The organism is Clostridium sp. CM036 (genome assembly GCF_055081135.1).
In genome coordinates this window covers 1,725,662-1,749,053 of sequence record NZ_CM143652.1, presented here as the reverse complement: position 1 = coordinate 1,749,053, position 23,392 = coordinate 1,725,662, and the positions used below count along the sequence as shown (strand labels likewise).

Genomic DNA, 23,392 nt, shown 5'->3' with positions numbered 1-23,392 from the left:
GTTATTTAATTAATTTTTCTTCAATTTGTTTATCATTAATTTGTTTATTCATAAAATTTTCTAGTAGGGTCTTTATTAAGGCTATAGTGGGAACTCCAAGTAACATTCCTAAAACACCAAAAAAACCTCCCCCAAGAACAATTCCTAGTATTATAAGTAGTGGACTAATCCCAACCTTATCTCCAATAATCTTTGGAGATATGAACCACCCATCAATATTACTTAAGGTTGTAATAAATAGTACCAACTGAACACATTTCATTGGGCTAAAGAATATTGTTATTATAACAGCGGGAATCATCCCTATAATATTTCCAAAATAAGGGATCATATTTGTTACACCTATTACTAAACTAAAAGGTAAAGCGTAAGGTATTTTTAATATCGTAAATCCTATAAAAGTAATAATACCAAAAATAATAGAGTCAATCATTTTCCCAACAAAATATTTCTTAAAAGTAGTGTTAACTATCTTAAAAAAATCAATTATTTTAATAGCAACTGTTTCATTTAAAACAGAATAAACAAATTTTTTAAGATTAAAAATAATAGATTCTTTATCAATCAAGAAGTAAATTGAAATTACGATTCCAGACATTAATTTCATAAAAAAAGAACCCAAACCCATTAGGTAATCAATTATAAGTTGAAAACCGGGGCTAAAATATGCAGATACATCCTTATTAAAAGAACTAAGGTAACTATCTAAGTAAGAAGTAGCATCAAATTTGTTTAGTAGTTCATTTTTAGATAAAAAATTGGTAGACCATTTATACGCTTTATTTGCAAAGTGAGGGATATTATTAAATAAATCAACGGAGCTTTTAATAATATTAGGAGTAACTAAAGTGATTATAAAAATTATTATGCCTATAAATAATGTGTAAATTATGCATATACTATAAATCCTTTTCATTTTTGTTCTCTTTTCAATAAACACCATAAGCGGGTTAAGTAAATAAGCTATGACGAAACCCCAAATAAAATAAGTAAGTAAAGAAAAAAAATTATTTAATATTGAACCTATATTTTCAACGTTGTTTACTATTCTATAAAGTAGAAGGGCAATTATAATAATAGGGACAAGCTGTATATATGGTATCTTTTTATATTTAATCAATGCAATTCCTCCAGTCAATATTTAGCCGCTTGTTATAAGATCAATGTAGTATTATGTAATTGTAATATTGTAGATTAGAAGAAGATGATTGTAGCTTATTTAATTATATCATTCTTAAAACAATTTATTAATATTCATTTTTAAAAAAATTAACGACATATTGCGTAATAATAGTAGGTTACAGAAATAGGTAACACACCTTACAATTTCTGTTTGCAAACATGTGCAATAATGTGCTATAATATAGTTATATTTAAATACTAATGTTATCTTTTAGGTAGTGATGCTGATTTTTTTATTTATTTGTATAAATAATGGATATAACATGGAAATTCAATAAATATATTTATGAAAACATGAAAGACAGCAGGGTAATTCATGTTGTCTTTTAATGTTTGTAATTATATACATTGAATTTTCAGATACTTGTAGTTAAAAAAATCATATCATTTTAAAGTTCAACACAAATTTTAGTGAAAATTATTAGTGGTAACATATGTACATAAAATAATAAACAGAAAGGCTTTATAAGCCAAGAGGAGCGAATTATTATGGAAGAAATGATTTTAGATGCATTTGAAAGAATTCCAACAAATAAAAGATTTGTAGAGGAAGGTTTTATTGCAGGTGTAATGTATGGCGATGGCGTTAAGGAAGCAACTTCAATAAAGGTTCAAGACGTTGAATTAATAAAGATTCTTAAAAAACATGGTTCTAATGCTAAAATATGGATTAAATACGGAGAAGATAAAAAATTTGGATTTATAAAAGAAATTCAAAGACATCCTGTAACAGCAAAAATTAATCACATAGACGTACAACTTGTTTCTAAAGATCGTGAAATAAAAATGCAATTACCTATTTCTTTCAAGGGAGAAGAGAATGTAGCAGCCAATCTACTTGAGTTGAAGATTTATAAAGCTGAGATAGATGTTGTTGGAAGCATGGGTATATTACCTGATGGAATAAGTATTGATATATCACAAAAAATACTTGGAGATACAATTACAATAAAGGACTTTGATTTAAATAATCAAATAAAAGTTACTGATGATGAAAATCAAATTTACGCAGCTATAGCACAAATGAAAGAAGAAGTGACTGAAGAAGTTACAGCTGAAGCAGTTGTTGCTGAAACTGAAGCTAAATAATAAAATAGTAATTATATAATAATAAAAGGATGAACATGAAAAGTTCATCCTTTTATCTATTATGGATAAAATTTAAAATGTTTTGATGATGAGGTAAGAAAAAGAATATAAGCAAATAGATACTTATTATTGTGAGTAAAATTAGGAGGCTAAAGAATGGCAAATATATTGAGATATTCAAAAAAACAATTAGATAGAACATTAAAAGATTTCGGAAAGAGAGAAAATATAGGTTCTAATGACACATCCGAGTGGATAAGACTAATAAACGATTTTATATATGAATTTGAACTAAAGTCTGAAGTTAATGAAGTAGATAAACTTTCTATAACAACTAGCAAAGAAGAACAAGTGGTAATTGAAAAAATGATGTATGCACTAGAAGGTACAAAAACTTCTTTGAATTACATTTTTGATGGTAATATTACTTATATAGAAGAATAGGTTATTATAACAATAAAATAAATATTAAAGGAAGCCATTTAATTAAATGGCTTCCTTTAAAAAGTATCATATCATCGAAAAATTATTAAATGGAATCTAAAGAACATATAAATAAAAGTTTATTTTGAACTAGTACCTTTATTTGCATAGGATTGATTATTTAGCTTTTTTGTCTCTTCTAAAGCAGCATCACTATTGCTACTACTCATATTAGACATACCAGCACTTGATTGACTATTTAATTGTTTTGTTTCTGCTAAAGTAGAGTCACTAGTGCTGCTAGACATATTTGACATAGCAGAATTTGAAACACCACTAGTACCTTTATTTGAAGCTGATTCATTATTTAATTGAATTGTTTCTTGTAGAGTGGAAGCACTAGTGCTACTAGACATACCAGCATTTGAGTAAGAGCTTGAACCTCCATTAGCTGCTGATTGTTTATTTAATTCTTTTGTTTCTTCTAAATTGTTATTCATAAGTATCTCTCCCTTCTAATATAAAAATTACACTAATCAAGTACAGTATATAGTTTACCCATTTTATCTTAAAATATAGATGAAAATATTGAGAATTTTTACTTGAAATTTTAGGATTGTAAAAATTTTAAGATCTTATTATATATTGTAGCAGCGACGATGTGATATTTAAAAAATAAATCTAAATAGTGAAGTTTATAAGTTATATTGCAATAAATATAATAATCAGTTATACTAAATATAATGATATTTTAACGTATTTTTTTATTTATTAATGTGTAAACGATTCAATAAGACTAATTTCAAAAAGGAGTTTTGCTAAAATGGCTAAATATATAATGGCACTTGATCAAGGTACAACCAGTTCAAGGTGTATTCTATTCAATGAAAGGGGACTTATTGTAACGTCCGCTCAAAAAGAATTTACTCAGATTTTCCCAAAAGGAGGGTGGGTAGAACATGACCCAATGGAGATATGGTCAAGTCAAATTAGCGTTGCAACAGAAGCGATGGCTGAAGTTAATGCTACGGCGTCTGATATAGCAGCAATAGGTATTACAAATCAAAGAGAAACTACTGTAGTTTGGGATAGACGAACGGGAGTTCCGGTATACAATGCAATTGTATGGCAATGTAGAAGAACTGCAGAGACTTGTGATGAATTAACACAAAAAGGATTTGATAAAATTGTTAGAGCTAAAACGGGATTGATTTTAGACGCTTATTTTTCTGGAACAAAAATAAAATGGATATTGGACAATGTAGAAGGCGCTAGAGCAGAAGCTGAAGCAGGAAATTTATTGTTTGGCAATATAGATACTTGGTTAATTTGGAATTTAACAAAAGGAAAAACATATGTAACAGACTATTCTAATGCTTCAAGAACAATGCTATTTAATATTCATGAACTTACATGGGATGACGAAATTTTAGAAACATTGAACATACCAAAATCAATGCTCCCAGAAGTAAAACCTTCAAGTTGTGTATATGGCAACACCGATATTTCATTGTTTGGAGGGGAAATTCCAATTGCTGGAGCGGCTGGAGACCAACAAGCGGCATTATTTGGACAAACTTGCTATTCACCAGGAACAGCTAAAAACACATATGGGACAGGCTGCTTCATGCTTATGAATACAGGAGACAAAGCAATTCAATCTAAACAGGGATTACTTACAACGATTGCTTGGGGAATAGATGGAAAAGTAGAGTATGCTCTTGAGGGTAGTGTATTTATAGCTGGAGCAGCTATACAATGGTTAAGAGATGAGCTACGCATGATTGACAATGCTGCTGATTGCGAAGAATATGCTAATGCGGTAGAAGATACAAATGGAGTATATGTAGTTCCGGCTTTTGTTGGACTTGGAGCACCATATTGGGATCCTTATGCAAGAGGAACAATTGTAGGTCTTACAAGAGGAGCAAAGAAAGAACATTTAATAAGAGCAACTCTCGAAGCGCTTGCTTACCAAACACATGATGTTTTAAAAGCAATGCAAGAAGATTCTGGAATTATACTTACAGAACTTAAAGTAGATGGAGGAGCTTGCAATAACAATTTCTTAATGCAGTTTCAATCTGATATTTTAAACGTTCAAGTAGACAGACCAGAGGTTACTGAAACTACAGCACTCGGTGCGGCTTATCTTGCAGGGCTAGCAGTAGGATATTGGAAGAGCAAAGATGAAGTAGCAAAGCATTGGGCAATATCAAGAAGTTTCAAACCTAGTATGACAGAAGAAAAAAGAAAAGAATTACTTCATGGATGGCATATAGCTGTTAAAAGATCAGGCATAAAACTTGAATAGTAGTAACGAAATATTAATTGTTAATAATAATTTGTTATGCTATTATTAACATATGAAATATAAAAGAATAACCTAACACAGGGGAGTTGGATAGGCCAACTGAGAGAAAGAACTTTAATTCTTTGACCCTATAACCTGATCTGGATAATGCCAGCGTAGGAAGTTGTTTATTGGTGTATTATATATGTATATATTTTTATATATCAAGATAATTTAAACACGAATCCTATGGGTTTGTGTTTTTTGTTTTATAAATAAAATGGATGAATAGTGCCGCAGGTGATGATTTAACATTTAAAAAATAATTATTTTAGGAGGGAATTGATATGAAAAAAGTTTTAACTATAGCAGGTTCTGACAGCTCAGGAGGAGCAGGTGTACAGGCAGATTTAAAAAGCTTAAGTGCGAGTGGCGTATACGGGATGAGTGTAATTACAGCGATAACAGCACAAAATACTATGGGGGTTTTTGCAGTGCAAGACTTGGGCGAAGAAATCATCAAGGCACAAATTGATGCTATTTTTACAGACATAGTTGTAGATGCGGTTAAAATTGGTATGGTTTCTGTGATCTCAACTATTGATGTGATAAGTGAGAAATTAAAACAATACAAGCCTAAAAACGTAGTACTCGATCCCGTAATGATCTCAAAAAGCGGTTATTCACTGTTAAAGCCAGAGTCAAAAACGGCTTTGGTTAAAAAATTAATTCCACTAGCGTCAATTATTACACCTAATGTCCCAGAGGCTGAAGAAATTTTAAAAGAAGTAAATTCAGATATTACGAGCATTGAAACAGTAGTAGATATGGAAAGTGCAGCAAAAGAAATGTACAAGCTAGGATGCAAAAATGTGCTTTTAAAGGGAGGACATATGCAGGGGGAAGCCGTAGATGTGTTTTATGATGGAAGTGAAATTACACATTTTACGTCTGAGAGAATAAATACAAAAAATACTCATGGAACTGGATGTACTTTGTCTTCAGCCATAGCTGCAAATTTGGCGCTTGGCTATAGCATGAAGGATTCAATAAAAAATTCAAAGCAGTATATAACAACTGCTATAAAGCATTCTTTAGATATTGGGCATGGGGTGGGACCTACAAATCATTTCTACGAATTATATAAAAAAGCAGGGATGGCAAATGATTAAGGATAGTGAAAAACTGGATTTTTAGCAGCGAGTTCTGTAAACTTAATAACACAAAGTTTAAGGGGAGTAAATAATGTATTAGTATGTATCATATTTATAGCAGTAGATATTACTTTATAAAACGTTATTTATTACTTGGAGCTACAATGCCCGTTATGATTATTACAGGATTTATATAAACAATAATTTGGAGGATGATGTCAAAATGGAAATTAATAAGAAAATAATTAAATTACTAAACAATTTAAGAGAAAAAACCCCATTGGTGCACCAAATAACAAATTATGTTACCGTTAATGATTGTGCCAATATTACACTAGCAATAGGTGGGTCACCGGTTATGGCGGAGGATATTCATGAAGTTCGCGAGATGGTATCACTTGCATCTTCACTTGTTATAAATATAGGAACATTAAATAGTGTAATTATAGAGGCTATGATTGAGGCAGGAAAGATGGCAAATGAATTAAACATACCTGTTATCTTAGATCCTGTCGGAGTAGGTGCAACAACTTATAGAACAGAAACTTGCAAAAGAATTATAAATGAAGTGAAATTAGCAGTTATTAGAGGGAATTTATCTGAAATAAAAACAATTTATGGTATTAAAACTATAACAAGAGGTGTAGATGCTAGTGAGAGTTTTTCTGTAGATAGTAATGAATTTACAAGAGAGAAAGAAATGGCAAGGAATTTTGCTGTTAAATTTAATACGGTAGTAGTTATAACAGGTGCTGTAGACATTATATCAGATGGTAAGACTCTTTACACCGCATCTAACGGTCATAAAATAATGTCTAGGGTTACAGGTACAGGATGTATGTGTACTTCCGTTATTGGTTGTTATTTAGGCGCTGGAGATAATAATTTAATAGCAGCACTCGCAGGAATTGTTTCAATGGGTATTGCAGGAGAAACAGCTTATGAAAGCTTAGATAAAAATAGCGAAGGATCAGGAACATTTAAAGTGAAAATGCTAGATGCTATTTACAGTTTATCTGAAGCTCTAATAATGGAAAGGAGTAAAATAAATGAAGAATAATGTAAATTATAGCCTTTATCTCGTTACAGATAGAGATGTGTTAGTGGATTTAGATATATTTGCAGCGGTGGAGGAAGCAATAAAAGGCGGGGTTACATTAGTCCAGCTTAGAGAAAAGAGATTAAGTACTTTAGAGTTTTATAATATTGCAGTGAAAATAAAAATTATTACAGATAAATATAAGATTCCCCTAATAATAAACGATAGAATTGATATTGCACAGGCCATAGATGCAGCGGGGGTACACATAGGTCAAAGTGATATGCCAGCGACTATCGCGAGAAGTATAATAGGAGATAATAAGATACTAGGGGTTTCTACTGCAACACTTAAGGAAGCACAAAGGGCAGAAAAACAAGGAGCAGATTATGTGGGTGTTGGGGCGATGTTTCCTACAACTACTAAAGATAATGCAAGTGCAGTTTCAGTATTATGTTTAAAAGAAATAAAAGAAAAAATTTCTATCCCTGTAGTTGCTATTGGTGGAATTAATGAAAAAAATGTAAATTTATTAAAGATAGCAAATATTGATGGAATAGCTGTTGTTTCAGATATTCTTGGGAAAAAATCTGTAAGGTCATCAGCAGAAAGGCTATGTTCTTCCATAAAGCAGAAATAATAGTGGGGGGGATTTATAATGTTTATCAAGCCGACTGGATTCGAAAAGAACCTATCTGGAAACGAGGTAGATAAGGTAATCTATTCAAATATTCCAGGATTAAAGGAAAAAATGCTTTGCATGAACTATTGGACAAAATTGAGTGGCATGAATAAAGATATTATGAATGTACAGGAGATTGAAGCATACAACAAGAGTAGTTTAACAACTGTTGGATCAATTGTGAACTTAGAAAATTACGAAGAATCCTTTAGCATGCAAGAATTAATAAACAAGATAAATACTATTAGTTCTATGCCAAAATCTGAAAGATTCCATGAGGATGGGAAATTAGTAGTTCAAGAATATTATAATAAGTTAATAAAGAATTGCAATATTGAAAAATTAATGGACTTATTGGATATCAAATATGCAATAACCATTAGAAAGACTGTGATGAGGACATTCCCAACCTATGATAAAATATTTAAAACTGGAGATAACTATGAATTTGACAGATTTCAGGAGACAGCTGTTTATCCTGTTGAACCAATTGTAATTCTGCTATCAAGTGTGGATAAAAAGTGGTATTTTGCACAGATGTATAATTATTTAGCATGGATACCCGAAAAAGATGTGGCAATATCTAGTAAAGAAGAAATTTTTGATTATCTTAAAACAGAAAATTTCTTAGTAACTACAGGGAAAAGAGTATTTACAAATTATAACCCATTAAATGAGCAATTATCAGAAGTGAAATTTGACATGGGAATTAAAATACCACTTGCAGATATTAAGGAAATAGAAGGGGATATTTATGGTCAAAATTCCGCAGGTAATTATGTGGTTAAGCTTCCAACCAGAGATAATAAGGGAAATGTAGAATTCAAAAAAGCTCTGATTGCAAAAAATGAAGATATCTCATTAGGGTACTTACCTTATACCAGAAAAAATATCATAGTTAATGCCTTTAAATTTTTAGGCGAAAGATATGGATGGGGTGGAATGTTCAATTCTAGAGATTGTGCAAGTTTTATAATGGATGTTTATAGAACTATGGGTATTAAGCTTCCTAGGAATTCCGAGGATCAGGGGAAACTCGCAGTGGGCAATTTCTATGAAATGCCGGAAAATATGACTATGGGAGATAGAGAAAAGTTGCTGAATAAATTGAAGCCTGGAACGTCAGTATTTATGAATGGACATACAATGATTTATATAGGTAAAGAAAAAGGTCAATATTATGCTATTCATGATTTTTCAGGCTTTTATAAACCACAGCAGGACGGGAGCTTAAAATATTATAAGGTACGCGAAGTGATGGTTTCTCCATTGTGTATAGTATTATCAGAGGATGGTAAAACATATATTGAAGGATTATACGGAGCTAGAGATTTTGTTAATGTGGATTAATTAGCCTGACCATTTCGGTCCAGCGAAAAGCAATAGCTCCTCCAATAAATATAGATATACGATATAGTATGAAGTTTATCCATAGTGTTTTGAAATAAGAAGAGCAGAAACATTAGAATTTCTTAATGAAATTTCACGTTTCAATCTCTTATTTCAAGTCACGTAGGAGAAACTTCATAGATTGCACTATTATTTGTTCCTAGAAATTATATCAGCGTGGATTTTACTCCATGCATAATCTAGCGCAGAATCTAAATTATTATTATTCTTACCACCACCTTGTGCTGAAAAGGCACTTCCACCACCTTTGCCGTCTATTAGAGTTATGGCATCTTTTAAAATAGAGCTCATGCTAATTATATTCAAATCCTTAGAGCACATAAATAAAAGATTTGCTTTATCTTGAGATTTTACTCCAAATAAGACTATAACTTTTGGAGAGGATACTAATTTTGTTGCTAACATATTAGTATATTTTAAATCCCCATTATCATAAATGCATTTAAGCATCCTGATATCTTCTATTTTTGGGGCTGCCTCTAACATATTTTGAACTTCGTACTGCGCAACCTCTGACTTTAGGGCCCTTTTTTCAGTAAGTGCTTTATTAAGTTCATCTGAAAGTCGTTCTACAACGGACGAAACTGTAGCATTATTGCAGGAAAAAAGTTTAGACATTTTTTCCATGGATTCATGTTTTAAGGCATAATCAGAAACAGCCCTTTGTCCACATATAAATTCAATTCTTATTCCAGTCTTATACTTTTCAAATTTTGTAACCTTAATTAATTGAACCTCAATAGTTGAACTAGGATGTAGACCACAACATGGGTTTATATCAATATCACCTATTTTAACTATTCTTACTTTTTCACCAGCTTTTATTGGGAGTTTTTTTAGCGATAATTTTTTTAGTTCAGAGTTAGTTGGATATAGTACTTCTACTTTAATATTGTCTAATACAATTTTGTTAGCTTTTTTTTCGGCAATTTTAATTTCATTATTGCCAATAACTTTATCAATATCAATAGTTGTAGAATCCGTGCCAAGGTGAAACCCAATAGTAGTTGCATTAAATAGATCAGAAATAGCAGCAGAAAGTATATGCTGCCCTAGATGCTGTTGCATATAGTCAAACCGTTTATCAAAGTCTATGATGCATTTAACCCTATGAATTTTTAAAGGGTTCACGGCAACTACATGATAAATTTTTTCATCTTCTTCATACACATAGGTTACAGCAGCACCATTTATATATCCAGTATCACTTGGTTGACCACCACCTTCAGGGTAAAAATAGGTTTTGTCAAGTTCAACGTGATACTTGTTTTCTTTTTGGATTACGTTTATGACTTCAGCTGTAAATTCTGCTTGATATGGATTTTCGTAATATAACTTTTCCAAAGTTTTGCATCTCCTTTTGCGAGCTAGGCTTCAATAGAATACATGATGTGTTTTTAATCTAATTGTACCATAAAAATATTATGCTACAAAATAATACCGGGTTTTTACTTTGATTTTGTCATAAATTAGTAATAAATTCTAAATTATACAAAAAAAAATCCGAAAAAAAAAGGTTTACACTATATTTTGTAGAATATAATATTTTGAGAATGTTCTAAAAATAAGTCAATTCAGTTATAAAGTTAACGACATTTCAATGGATTTTTAAAGGGGAAATTAAAATGAGTGAATATGTTAATGATAATGTATTACAAGAAACAGATATTGATAAAGTTATTGAGTTATCAAAGGTTTTGTTATTTGAAAATGATAGAAATGCTTTGCATAGCAAGTTAATTAATATAATAAATAGTTATTTTAAAGTTAAAAGGGTATTAATTTTAGAGTGTGTAAATAGAAATTTTGAAGTAGTAATAGAATGGAAAGAGCAGTGTGGTGAAGCAATTTTTTATAATGAAAGAAATATTAAAGGCACCTCTAATATATTTAGAGGCACCTCTAATATATTTAGAGGCATTATAGAAGAAGTCTGTGATTGCAAAAAAGAAAAAGTAATTAATAAAGGTAGTGAAGGTTTTGAAGTTTTTTACCCATTGGTTTACAAGGAAGAGTTATTAGAAATTATATACATAGAGAAAAATCTTGAATATAGTAATATGGATTTAAAAATGCTTAAGCTAATTTGCTTTCAGGTTGCGGCTGTTATGGAAAGAATAAGTATAGAAGAGGCTAAAGTTCAGAAAATTGAAAGTGAAGAAGAATATAAAAAGTTATTTGAATTATCTCCTGATGCTATATGTGTGCTCAGCGGTGGGAAAATAGTATTAGCTAATCCTGCAACTGAAGGATTATTCGATGTGAAGGACTCTAAGGATATAATTGGAAGAAGTATTATGGAGTTTGTTCATCTTGATTACATTGATATTGCTAGGAGTAGAATAAATATAATATATGAAGGCGGAATGACGACACCATTTATTGAAGAGAAATTTCTTACAAGTGGTGGGTCTGTTATTGATGTTGAGTTAGGCACAGCTGCTTTTAAGTATAAGGGGGAGCTAGCAGTTTTAATAGTGACTCGCAATATTGACAAAAGAAAAAAGATGGAGAGAAATCTAAGGGAGAGTGAAACACTATTAAGGGAGATAACTGAAAATACTTCTGATATGATTATAAAAACAGATACTGATGGTAGAATTAAATATATTACAGCTGCTCAAAAGGCGATACTTGGGTATGCTACAGATAATGTCATTGAAAGGCACGTTTTTGATTTTGTTTACGGGGATGATAAGAAAAATGTATTAAGGGAAATTAGAAAACTAATTACTTCAACTACAAATGAAAAATTCAAATGTAGATGCTTGCATGCAAATGGAGATATTGTATGGTTAGAGATTTGTGGTAGTAAATTATTAGATGATAATAATAAAGTTAAAGCCTTAATATTGTCATCAAGAGATATTACTAAGCGACTTGAAAATGAAGGGATAATGAAAGAAAATGAGGAAAAGACAAGATTTTTAAATCAAGCAATAAAATATGATAGATTTAGGACGGATTTTTTTGCGAATATATCTCATGAATTAAGAACACCGATCAATGTTATTTCTGGTACTATCCAGCTTATGGAACTTAAATTCAAGGAACTCTTTAATGGAAATGAGGGTAAAAGCAAGGAATATTTAAAAACTATGAAACAAAACTGTTATAGATTAATAAGATTGACTGACAACTTAATAGATGTAACAAAAATAGATGCAGGATATTTTGAAATTCATTTAAGTAATTGTAATATTGTTAGTATTATAGAGGAAATAACTTTGTCTGTAGCTGAGTATGTATCAAATAAAGGAATATCACTTTTATTTGATACAGAAATGGAAGAAAAAATAATAGCTTGTGATAAAGATAAAATAGAAAGAATAATGTTGAATCTCATTTCAAATGCAATAAAATTCACGAATTCAGGTGGAAATATTTTAGTGTATATTTTTGAAAAAAAAGATAGTGTTGTAATCTCTGTTAAGGATACAGGTATTGGAATAGAAAAAGAAAAGCAACAATGCATTTTCGAAAGATTTATTCAAGTTGATAAGTCACTTACGAGAAATAGAGAAGGGAGTGGCATAGGATTATCTTTAGTTAAGTCGTTAGTAGAAATGCATGGAGGTAAAATGTTTTTAGAAAGCGAGATTAATATAGGAAGTAAATTTAGTTTTGAACTTCCTATAAAAAAGTTACTAGATATTGAGGGAGTTTTTGTTGATAATAATTTGAGTGTTAGTAGTAATATTGAAAAGATTAAGATTGAGTTTTCAGATATATATTAATGTCTACTACCTTAGAGTAACACAGGAAACCGTGCTATAAATAGCACGGTTTTTTTATAAGCTACCCTGCAAGGTAGGTTTTTTAAGTGAAAATCCTGTAACAGATAGTGGAATTTAAGAATTTGATTATTTTAGGTGATTAGCTTATTATATATATTGGGGTATTAGTATTTAGTGAAATTAATGCCGTGCTTAAAAAAGTATTAATTCGAAGAAAATCTTATGTTTTAAGGAGAAAATTATGAAAGATAAAAGAATACTACTAGCGAATAGTTTATTATTAGGAGCGTTATTGTTATTTATTTCAATACCCTTAATAGCAATAAAGGTATTTAGATTACAGGGTTCTATAAGCGGGGATACCTCACTTCTACTTTCTGGAGGGTCAAGTGTTATAGCACTTGGTGGAATTGCTTTATTATATTGCAGGATTACTAAAAGAAGCTTTAATAAGGTAATGGTAATAAAGAAGATATCTCTAAAGCAAGTTTTTTTAATTATGTCTATATCAGTCGGTACTTATATTTTTGCAATAGGCGTTAATATGATAAGCATGAAGTTATTTCCCATTGCAATAAAGGATAGTATGGCAATATCTAAATTACTAAACAGTAGTTCAGCATTATTAGGGTTAGTGGTGATAGTTTTGGTGCCAGCATTTTTTGAGGAAATATTTTTTAGAGGAATTTTCTTAGATGCTTATGAGGGGATAAATAAAAAAATTAAATTTTTTATAATAACTGCAATCTTTGCAACCTTTCATGGTAATGTAATGCAAATTATTTACGTAATGTTTTTAGGACTTGTTCTATTAAAGGTAAGGGAATATACAGGATCGCTTGTAGGGAGTATGACACTTCATGCAGTAAATAATGCAATATCTTTTATTTTAAGTAAAGTCGTAATGAATTATATGAAGCTTGCGAATAATGGAATAAAGAATGGTGTGATAGATCAAACACAAGTACAAGCAGTTGCGACAACTGATGCAATGGATGCTAGTTTAACTGTAATTTTACTTAGAGCTTCAATATTTTTACTAATCGGAGGATCTATATTATTTATAAACTTAAGAAAATTAAAAGAATATAAAGAGGGAAAATATGAATCAGAACTCATTGAAGAAGAAAAGGACATTGAAGGAAAATATATAGCAAGAAAAGAAGAAATTATAGATATAGATAAAAAACAATATATTCCATTAGTTATATATTTTATTTCTATGACTGTGCTGGTTGTTCTAAGGTATTAAAGCATCTTCTGCGAAGATGAGTACCGGGGAATTTACAGCTTGACAATTTTTTTCTTTATGATAAAATATAAAAAATACAAATTTTAAATCGTATAACCCCAATAATATGGTTTGGGGGTTTCTACCAGGAACCTATAATTCCTGATTACGAAGAAGATATAACTATGTTTATCTTCTTTGTGGTCAGGATTTTTTATTTTTTGCTAATTAAATCATCTCCTGTGGAGCTGAAATGTCATTAAAATTAAAAGGAGGACAATATGGAATTTAAAAATTTACCTAAAATTGATTTACATTGTCATTTGGATGGAAGTGTAAGACCGGGAACAATAATTGATATAGCAAAAGAAGAGGGTATAAGTATTCCCTACTATGATATTGAAAATATTAGAAAAGAAGTTACAGCCCCAGCAGAATGTAAATCTCTTGATGAGTATTTAAAAAGGTTTGAAATTCCGAATTTAGTAATGCAATCAAAGGAGAGTTTAAGAAGAATTACATTTGAACTTCTTTGCGATTGTGCAAAAGAAAATGTAAAATATATTGAAGTTAGATTTGCACCACTACTTCATATAACAAAGGGTTTAAGTGTAGAAGACGTAATAGAGAGTGTAATATCTGGGATCAAATATGCAGAAGAGAAATATGATATAAAAGGAAATGTAATACTTTGCTGCATGAGATTTATGTCTATTGATAAAGCCTTTGAGGTTGTAAAAGCTGGCAGAAAGTACCTCTTGAAAGGTGTAGTTGCAATAGATTTATGTGGATCTGAAGGAGAAGGCTTTTGTGAAAAATTTATAGAACCTATATCCTTAGCTAAAGAATATGGATATAGAGTAACTATCCATGCAGGTGAAACGGGAATAGGAAAAAATGTCCTTGAAGCAGTGGAACTTTTGGGGGCAGAAAGGATAGGTCATGGAGTATTTATTAAAGACTGCATTGAAGCCTATAACATTGTAAAAGATAAAGGAATTACTCTTGAAATGTGTCCAACAAGTAACATCCAGACTAAAGCAATTGATACTTTTGAAAAACACCCAATTTATGATTTTTTTAATGATGGAATAAGGGTGAGCGTCAATACTGATAATAGAACTGTATCTGACACAAATATGACTAAGGAATGCGATGTATTATTAAGAGAATTTAACATTACGTTTGAGGAATATAAACAAATTTATCTTAATAGTGTTGATGCAGCATTTGCTGATTTAGAAACAAAGGAATGGTTAAGGAAATATATCTAAGTGATTAATACCCTAGTATATTAATCAAAAATTTGGTAGAATAATATTATTATAAGTGATATTATTTAAATAAGGTTAAATACATACCAAGTGATAATCTAAATTTAGTAGAACTTAATATATGGGCGGGCAATTTGATGTGTGGAACACTAGGATATGTCAATCCTATAGATTTATTAAAAAAAGAAATGAGCGAAATAGAAGACTAGATTACAAATTAAGTTTTTTAAATAAAGAGCAGATTTCATCCCATATTTAGGGATGAAATCTACTCTTTGTTTTTAAATAAGTTTCGAATATTAATTAACTTTCACACGTGTTAGAATTATTTTACATTTATTTTTATCCCTTAATTGTATATTATACAAAATATAATACTTGGGTATTTTCTATATACTTATGTTAAACTAAAATTCACGCGAATAAATGTTAGAATAAATTCTAATATATTGGTAACTTACAAAGAGGAGGGAAGTGCGTAAACGTCGGAAGAAATTATTTAAATAGGTTGGTGAGCAAATTGAAAAGAAAAAGGGTGAGAAGTAAAAGGATTTTTATTGCAGGTATGTTATTTTCCATAGCATTTATGGGTCTTGTGAGTAGAATGGTTTATTTAATGGTTATTAATGGGCCAGATTATAAACAGCTGGCATTAAACAATTGGACAAAAACTATAAAAATAGCTCCCCAAAGGGGGGAGATTCTGAGCAGAAACGGTTCAAAATTGGCATTAAGTGCAGATGTTTACAGGGTTGATGTTGATTTAAATGTATTTAAAAGATACTTAGAAGTTAAAAAAATACCTGAAGAACAAGCCATTGAACAATTGTCGCAGAAACTGGATGTTAAAAAGAGCGAATTTGAAAAAATATTAGATAGCAAAGATGGCAATGGCAAGCTACTTAAATTTGTATCATTGAAGAGAAAGGTTGATAAGAAGGGTGCAGATGCGGTTAAAGATTTAAAATATAATGGCATAATAATTTCAAACGATGTAGAGAGAATGTATCCAAATGATAGCGTTTTATCCCAGGTTATCGGACATACCAATTTGGAGGGAAATGGAATAAGTGGAGTAGAACAGAGTTATAATAATGAATTAGCAGGTATTCCCGGGGTAAAAGTGACAGAAGTGGATAGGAATAATAATGAATTGCCCTATAAAGAAGCAACCACGGTTCAACCTGTAAATGGAAAGGATTTAACATTAACTATAGATGAACAAATTCAAAATTTAGCTGAAAAAGTAGCAAAAGAAACATTGGATGAAAATAGTGCAAAGTCTGTAAGCATAATAATTATGAATCCGCAAAATGGTGAAATTTTGGCTATGGTTAATACACCGGGATATAATCTAAATAAGCCTTATGTAGAAGGGAAAACAGATAGTGAAGTACAGGAAATATGGAAGAATAGAGCTATCAGTAATGTGTTTGAGCCAGGATCAATTTTCAAGGTTATAACAGCTGCTGCTGCACTTGAAAATAACGTGGTGACGGACCAGGACCGATTTGTAAGTAATGGAAGCATTAAGGTTGGAAGTACAACATTGTATAATGATAATAAAGAAAATCATGGGGTTGAGACTTTTTCAGATATAATAAAAAATTCCGATAATGTTGGATTTGTTAACCTGGGACAAAAAATTGGAGAGGAAAATTTTTATAAATTTTTAAAGGCGGCTAACTTTGGACAGAAAACCGGTATAGATTTGCCAGGTGAAAGTACTGGATTAATAAAGGATTTAAATAGTATTAAACCTATTGATCTTGCTACAATGGCCTATGGTCAAGGTGTAGCGGTTAGCCAAGTGCAGTATATCGCTGCATTCAATGCAATAGCTAATGGAGGTACATGGATAAGACCCCATGTTATGAAAGAGATATCACATATGGTGGAAGATAAAAAAGTTGTGGATAAAAAATATGATAATCTTGGTGAAAAGGTTATAACCAGCAAAGAAAAAGCAGCTGAATTAAGAATGTATTTGGAAAGGGCTGTTAAGGAGGGAACTGGAAAGGATACCTATATGGAGGGGTACCGCATAGCTGGAAAGACAGGAACTGCAAATAAGGTTAACAGTACTGAAGGGGGTTACGGTTCTGGTAAATATGTAGCATCCTTTGCAGGTATGGCTCCTGCTAATAATCCAGAGGTAACATTGATAGTTACAATAGAAGAGCCAAACCCGGAAAAATATTATGCTGCCCAGACAGCAGTACCGGCAGCACGTAAGTTATTTTCAGGGTTGTTTAGAATACTTAACATGTCTACGGATAATGTGAGTGATACAAATTGATACTAAATGAAAATAAAGAGCAGATTTCAGCCCATGTTAGGGATGAGATCTGCTCTTTGTTTTTTGAATAAGTATCGAATATTAATTAACATTCACATGTGTTAGAATTATTTTGCATTTATTTTTATTCCTTCTTTTTTAGCCTTATGTTGAAAGATCAAACCTAAAATTTGCAAAGCAATTAATGGAGTTAAAGCAACCATGGCAATTACGCCAAATCCATCAATTAATACATTCGCTCCTTCAATGGCCTCAGCGGCACCTTGTGCAAAGGCTAAAATAAAAGTTGCTGCCATTGGACCAGAAGCTACACCGCCAGAGTCAAATGCTATTCCTACGAATAGTTTCGGCACAAAATATGACATAATAATTGAAATTGCGTATCCTGGTAAAAGAAAATGCCACAACTGAATCCCGGGTACAACTATTCTTAACATTGATAATGCTACTGCAAAGGCAACTCCGATAGAAAGAGTAAAAATTACTGCCTTCTTTTTTATATATCCATGAGTAACAATTTCTATCTGATCTGTAAGTACATGCACAGCCGGTTCAGCTAATATTACCACTAATCCAAGTATGAACCCAACAATGACAAGAATCCAACTACTATGTAGGGAAGCAATACTGTGTCCGACTACAGTTCCAATCTCTATAAAACCAGCATTTACTCCTGTTAAAAATAATATCAGTCCAATAAAAGAATATAGAATACCTCTTAATATCTTTGAAAATTCCTTTTTTGAAAGCTTAAATGATATTTTATTGAATATAAAAAATAATAATAATAATGGAAGCAAGGTGAAAAAAACTTCACTTATCATAGTTGGCAATTTTTCAATAAATGGATTTATAATTGAGGTTGAGCTGACAGTACTAGTGCTTAGGTCGCCAACAATTTTATCAGACTTTGATATAAGGCTCATAATAATAACGGATAAAATAGCGCCTGTGGATGCTACTGCTACTAGTCCGAAACTATCTTCTTCCGAGGATATTCCATCTTTTTTTATTGAAGACACTCCTAACGCAAGTGCTAATATAAATGGAACGGTCATTGCGCCCGTAGTAGCACCAGAAGCATCAAATGATATTGCTAAAAATTCAGAAGATGTAAATAAAGATAGAACAAAAATAATCAAATATATTGCAGTTAACATTTTCTTTAATGATTTATTATAAATTATTCTTAATAAACCTATAGATAGCATAATTGCAATACCAATAGATACAACAACTAAAATCGAAAGTTTAGTTATTGATCCCGATGTTACAGTACTAACTTGAGAAGCAAGAATTTGCAAATCTGGTTCAGCAATTGTAATAAAAAAACCGAGTATTAATCCCGAAAAAACTAAGACCAATACTTTACTGTTTTTAGCAAGAGAACTTCCCATTAAAGTACCAATAGGGGTAACTCCAGTGTCCACACCAAGTAAAAATATAGACAGTCCAAATATTATGAAAATTGCGCCTATTAAAAATCTAAGTATTAGATGTGTTTCAAGAGGGATGATTGTAAAATTCAATAGTAATACTATTAAAGTAATTGGGAGTACAGAAAATAAAACTTCTTTAAATTTTTTAATAATGATATTCAAATATAAGACACCTCCATTTAAAGTCTAAAAATTAGGATATATATTGTTATTTATTTGCGTTTAATATGTAAAAATTCAATGAAATTGTTCACTTGCTCGAGTTCTTGGTCGGTTAGATCATCAGTGCCAGTAAGGTGTACAGTGGTAATAGGAGAATGGGTGCTATCCATATATCCTGCCGCTTTCATAATATCATCGTAGGGCATCTCAAGAGCTCTTGCTATGCATTTTAATACCAGTGGTGATGGATTCTTTCTTTCTCCATTTTCAAGTCGATGTATCTCCGTATGACTTATGTCTGCAAGTGAAGCTAGCTTACGACTAGATAAATTTCTTGAAGTTCTATGTTCAAAAATAAATTTCCCAATATCGCTCACGATAATACCTCCATTAAAATAATATATTGTAAGTATAACATAATTGTAACCTAAAAGCAACAATATCATGCATTTCGGTTCTCATAGGTTCCGTAATTATTGAAGAATAGAGGGAATAAATGTTGAAATGGAAGGAAATAAATCATGAAGGATGTGGTTAATTATATATCCTTACTAACAAAGCACTGATTTACAATAAATTGGTGCTTTGTTAGTGGTTTTCCAAAAAAAACAGCGATTTGTATACGGATTGCTGTTTTTTTTATATAAAATATGGTATAATATAAAGTGATTGGAAATTAAGCGCGGATGAAAAAACATACGAAAAACTTGTATTTTGTATGTTTCCTGGATGATTAAGAAGGAAGGAAAAGAAAGATGATAATGCTTCAGAAAATATATAATCTTTGTGAATGTTTTGAAAAGCAAGATAGAAAAGCATGTATTGTTAAATTAATAGATAAGGGCTACAGCGAAGGGTCTGCAACAATATATTATAACATTTGGAGGAGGCATTACATGGATTCGAGTAGTAAAGATTTAATGCTTTCAGGTATTTATATAGAAACTCATAGAGTAAGAAAACTTTTAGAAGAGTGTACTTTTATGGAACGTCAAAGGTATCTTGAAGCTTTAAGTAAAGAGCAACTTGTTAGAATAGCACAGGCAGTACTCAAATAAAATTACAAAACAAATTTGTTAAATAAAAGTAATTTATTTAAAGAGTTATGGGTGTTTTTTAGTTATAATTAAATAGTGGGTAATAATTTAAAAAACTAAAGGGAGGGTTATTTACATGGATGTAGAAAAATTAACGGTAAAGGTTCAACAATCCTTAAATGAGGCTCAATTATTAGCTGTAAAAAATAATCATCAACAGGTAGATACTGTGCATTTATTTGCAGCACTTATAGCTCAAGAGGACGGTCTTATTCCTAATATATTTAGTAAAATGGGAGTGAATACAGCAAAGCTTAATGAGGAGATTAACAAAGAAATAAATAGTATGCCAAAAGTTACAGGAAGTGGTGCAGATAGTGGATCAGTTTATGCTACTAGAAGGTTTGAAGAAGTTTTTGCACGGGCCGAAGATGAAGCTAAAAAGTTTAAAGATTCTTTTATAAGTGTAGAACATGTAATGCTTGGACTTATAGATGTGAATTCTAAAGACATTCGAGATATTTTAAAGAAATTTAATATAACTAAAGAAGCTTTTTTAAATGTGTTATCGACCGTTAGGGGAAATCAGAGAGTGGAAAATGCTGATCCAGAGGGCACTTATGAGGCATTAGTGAAATATGGAACAAACCTTGTGGAACAAGCTAAAAAACATAAACTAGATCCAGTGATAGGAAGAGATGAGGAAATAAGGCGGGTTATAAGAATACTTTCTAGAAGAACTAAAAATAATCCAGTGCTTATAGGAGAACCAGGAGTAGGTAAAACTGCTATAGTAGAAGGGCTAGCCCAAAGAATTGTAAAGGGAGACGTACCAGAAGGGCTTAAAAATAAAATAATATTTTCTTTAGATATGGGAGCACTTATTGCGGGGGCCAAATTTAAAGGTGAGTTTGAAGAAAGACTTAAAGCAGTACTTAAAGAAGTAGAAAATAGTGAAGGTAGAATAATTTTATTTATAGATGAAATTCATAATATAGTGGGAGCAGGGAAATCAGAGGGTTCTATGGATGCTGGAAACATGATAAAGCCACTGCTAGCCAGAGGAAGCCTTCATTGCATTGGGGCGACCACTTTTGATGAGTATAGGAAATATTTGGAGAAGGATAAAGCCTTAGAGCGAAGGTTCCAACCAGTAACTGTCGAAGAACCTACAGTTGAAGATTCTGTGTCAATACTTAGAGGTCTTAAAGAAAAATTTGAAATATATCATGGTATAAGGATTCATGATTCAGCCATTATTGCTGCAGCAAAGCTTTCGAATAGATATATAACGGCGCGATTTCTTCCAGATAAGGCAATAGATCTTATAGATGAAGCTTGTGCTATGATAAGGACTGATATAGATAGTATGCCTACAGATATGGACATGGCTAAACGTAAGATATTTCAGTTAGAAATTGAAAAGAAGGCTTTATCTAAAGAAAAGGATGAGGCTTCAAAGAAAAGGCTCATAATACTCGAAAAAGAGCTAAGTAATTTAAAAGATAAAGATAATGAGATGACAGCAAAATATGAGAAAGAAAAGTCTAAGATAGTTGAAATTAGAAATTTGAAAGCAGAGCTCGATGCTTCAAGGGGGGACATAGAAAAATCAGAAAGAGAATATGATTTAAATAAAGTGGCAGAGCTTAAATATGGAGTAATTCCTAAGCTAGAAGCTCAGATAAAAGAAAAAGAAAAAGAAATTCATAAAAATAATGAAACAGCCATGCTTAAAGAAGAAGTAACCGAAAATGAAATTTCACAGATAGTATCAAAGTGGACTGGTATACCTGTAACAAATCTCCAAGAAAGCGAGAGGAAGAAGCTCCTAAGACTTGAAGATGAATTATCTGAGCGGGTAATTGGTCAAAAAGAAGCAGTAACTGCAGTGTCAAATGCAGTAATAAGGGCGAGGGCCGGTATGAAGGATCCAAGAAGACCTATTGGTTCATTTATATTCCTTGGGCCTACTGGTGTCGGAAAAACTGAACTTGCTAAAACTTTAGCTGAAATTTTATTTGAGAGTGGTGAAAACATAATAAGGATAGATATGTCGGAATATATGGAGAAATATTCTGTGTCAAGACTTATAGGGGCACCACCAGGATATGTAGGTTATGAAGAGGGCGGTCAGCTTACAGAAGCTGTTAGGCGGAAACCTTATAGCGTAATATTATTTGATGAAATAGAAAAAGCTCACGAGGATGTGTTTAACATATTTCTTCAAATACTAGACGAGGGACGCCTAACTGATAATCAGGGCAAGATTGTGAATTTCAAAAACTGCATAATAATTATGACTTCAAATATCGGAAGCAACTACCTCTTGGAAAACAAAGAAAGTGGAGGCATAGAACAGCATATCCGTGATAGAGTTATGGGCGAGCTAAAATCCAAATTTAAACCGGAATTTTTAAATAGATTAGATGATATTATATTATTTAAACCATTAGAAACAAAAGAAATAGAAGGAATAGTTGATATATTCCTAGCAGATATTCAAAATAGGCTTAAAGATAAAAACATATCAATGAAAGTAACTACGGATGCTAAAGAACTTATGGCAGAAGAAGGCTACGATCCGATCTACGGTGCACGTCCGTTAAAGAGATATATTGAAAATGTTTTAGAAACATCTATTGCAAAGAAAATTATTAGGGGAGATATAAATGATGGTTCTATCATCGGTGTAGATGCAAAGGATAATCAAATTATAATAGAAAAAATTTAACTTAATAGAGCTATTAAAAGTCACTTTTCATTGAGGTGGATTTTGACAGATAACGGTAAAAGCAAGATAATCTAAAAGATAATAATAAAAGCACTTACTTAGGTAGGTGCTTTTATTATTATTTTTATATAAAATCACTAAATATTAGGTGTCATGGCTAACAAGTGGCGGTGATAACATCTAGCATTGAAAGTTTAGTTAGTGATA

18 protein-coding genes and 2 riboswitches are annotated in these 23,392 nt (G+C 31.3%); of the genes, 13 read left to right on the top strand and 5 right to left on the bottom strand.

The window, feature by feature from the left end:
* Position 1 precedes the first annotated feature (1 nt).
* Entirely contained in the window at positions 2-1,120 is a 1,119-nt protein-coding gene (locus tag ACWJKE_RS08270) for an AI-2E family transporter (RefSeq protein WP_216302916.1), read from the bottom strand.
* A gap of 551 nt (positions 1,121-1,671) precedes the next feature.
* Here ACWJKE_RS08270 and ACWJKE_RS08265 point away from each other — a divergent pair.
* Complete coding sequence (locus ACWJKE_RS08265; RefSeq protein WP_216302915.1) at positions 1,672-2,271, top strand: 50S ribosomal protein L25; 600 nt, start codon at positions 1,672-1,674, stop codon at positions 2,269-2,271.
* Positions 2,272-2,427: 156 nt separating this feature from the next.
* Complete coding sequence (locus tag ACWJKE_RS08260) at positions 2,428-2,715, top strand: hypothetical protein (protein ID WP_216302914.1); 288 nt, start codon at positions 2,428-2,430, stop codon at positions 2,713-2,715.
* 119 nt (positions 2,716-2,834) lie between these two features.
* On the opposite strand, the gene ACWJKE_RS08255 is transcribed toward ACWJKE_RS08260, so the two are convergent.
* A complete protein-coding gene (locus tag ACWJKE_RS08255) occupies positions 2,835-3,194 on the bottom strand; it encodes a hypothetical protein (protein ID WP_216302913.1) in 360 nt (119 codons plus the stop codon).
* 323 nt (positions 3,195-3,517) lie between these two features.
* Here ACWJKE_RS08255 and glpK point away from each other — a divergent pair, with 323 nt between their 5' ends.
* The 5 genes from glpK to ACWJKE_RS08230 all read left to right on the top strand — a co-directional run bounded on the left by glpK (position 3,518) and on the right by ACWJKE_RS08230 (position 9,212).
* Positions 3,518-5,008, top strand: a complete 1,491-nt coding sequence (gene glpK, locus ACWJKE_RS08250; RefSeq protein WP_216302912.1) for a glycerol kinase GlpK — start codon at positions 3,518-3,520, stop codon at positions 5,006-5,008.
* Between the two features lie 69 nt (positions 5,009-5,077).
* Positions 5,078-5,188: riboswitch (TPP riboswitch) on the top strand.
* Between the two features lie 146 nt (positions 5,189-5,334).
* On the top strand, positions 5,335-6,159 hold the full coding sequence (gene thiD, locus ACWJKE_RS08245) for a bifunctional hydroxymethylpyrimidine kinase/phosphomethylpyrimidine kinase (protein WP_216302911.1): 825 nt from the start codon (positions 5,335-5,337) through the stop codon (positions 6,157-6,159).
* A gap of 205 nt (positions 6,160-6,364) precedes the next feature.
* The gene (thiM, locus tag ACWJKE_RS08240; RefSeq protein ID WP_216302910.1) at positions 6,365-7,201 is read left to right on the top strand and encodes a hydroxyethylthiazole kinase; all 837 of its coding nucleotides are present in this window, start codon (positions 6,365-6,367) and stop codon (positions 7,199-7,201) included.
* A complete protein-coding gene (gene thiE / locus ACWJKE_RS08235; protein ID WP_462959325.1) occupies positions 7,191-7,820 on the top strand; it encodes a thiamine phosphate synthase in 630 nt (209 codons plus the stop codon). The genes thiM and thiE overlap by 11 nt, the downstream gene beginning before the upstream one ends.
* Before the next feature lie 18 nt (positions 7,821-7,838).
* A complete protein-coding gene (locus tag ACWJKE_RS08230; protein WP_220286500.1) occupies positions 7,839-9,212 on the top strand; it encodes a C40 family peptidase in 1,374 nt (457 codons plus the stop codon).
* A gap of 189 nt (positions 9,213-9,401) precedes the next feature.
* On the opposite strand, the gene ACWJKE_RS08225 is transcribed toward ACWJKE_RS08230, so the two are convergent.
* Positions 9,402-10,616, bottom strand: coding sequence for an alanyl-tRNA editing protein (locus ACWJKE_RS08225; RefSeq protein WP_220286499.1), 1,215 nt, complete (start codon positions 10,614-10,616; stop codon positions 9,402-9,404).
* Between the two features lie 281 nt (positions 10,617-10,897).
* Between ACWJKE_RS08225 and ACWJKE_RS08220 the strand changes: the two genes are divergently transcribed.
* The 4 genes from ACWJKE_RS08220 (at position 10,898) to ACWJKE_RS08205 (ending at position 17,813) form a co-directional block, all read left to right on the top strand.
* Positions 10,898-13,009: a PAS domain S-box protein gene (locus ACWJKE_RS08220; RefSeq protein ID WP_462959324.1), complete on the top strand. Its 2,112-nt coding sequence runs from the start codon at positions 10,898-10,900 to the stop codon at positions 13,007-13,009.
* A gap of 241 nt (positions 13,010-13,250) precedes the next feature.
* Positions 13,251-14,261: a lysostaphin resistance A-like protein gene (locus tag ACWJKE_RS08215; protein WP_462953131.1), complete on the top strand. Its 1,011-nt coding sequence runs from the start codon at positions 13,251-13,253 to the stop codon at positions 14,259-14,261.
* 68 nt (positions 14,262-14,329) lie between these two features.
* A riboswitch (purine riboswitch) is annotated at positions 14,330-14,429 on the top strand.
* Positions 14,430-14,521: 92 nt separating this feature from the next.
* Positions 14,522-15,514 carry an adenosine deaminase gene (gene add, locus ACWJKE_RS08210; protein ID WP_216302904.1) on the top strand — a complete coding sequence of 331 codons (993 nt, stop codon included), beginning with the start codon at positions 14,522-14,524 and terminating at the stop codon, positions 15,512-15,514.
* A 520-nt stretch (positions 15,515-16,034) separates the two neighbouring features.
* Entirely contained in the window at positions 16,035-17,813 is a 1,779-nt protein-coding gene (locus ACWJKE_RS08205) for a peptidoglycan D,D-transpeptidase FtsI family protein (RefSeq protein WP_216302903.1), read from the top strand.
* Between the two features lie 107 nt (positions 17,814-17,920).
* Here ACWJKE_RS08205 and ACWJKE_RS08200 read toward each other — a convergent pair whose 3' ends face one another.
* Together ACWJKE_RS08200 and ACWJKE_RS08195 are read right to left on the bottom strand one after the other, a co-directional pair.
* The gene (locus ACWJKE_RS08200) at positions 17,921-19,414 is read right to left on the bottom strand and encodes a DUF1538 domain-containing protein (protein ID WP_216302902.1); all 1,494 of its coding nucleotides are present in this window, start codon (positions 19,412-19,414) and stop codon (positions 17,921-17,923) included.
* Positions 19,415-19,464: 50 nt separating this feature from the next.
* Positions 19,465-19,791, bottom strand: coding sequence for a helix-turn-helix domain-containing protein (locus ACWJKE_RS08195; RefSeq protein ID WP_165413131.1), 327 nt, complete (start codon positions 19,789-19,791; stop codon positions 19,465-19,467).
* Positions 19,792-20,310: 519 nt separating this feature from the next.
* Between ACWJKE_RS08195 and ACWJKE_RS08190 the strand changes: the two genes are divergently transcribed.
* Together ACWJKE_RS08190 and clpB are read left to right on the top strand one after the other, a co-directional pair.
* Positions 20,311-20,472 (top strand): hypothetical protein, encoded by a 162-nt coding sequence (locus ACWJKE_RS08190; protein ID WP_165413130.1) that lies wholly within the window; start codon positions 20,311-20,313, stop codon positions 20,470-20,472.
* 115 nt (positions 20,473-20,587) lie between these two features.
* Positions 20,588-23,185: an ATP-dependent chaperone ClpB gene (clpB, locus tag ACWJKE_RS08185; protein WP_216302901.1), complete on the top strand. Its 2,598-nt coding sequence runs from the start codon at positions 20,588-20,590 to the stop codon at positions 23,183-23,185.
* Positions 23,186-23,392 lie beyond the last annotated feature (207 nt).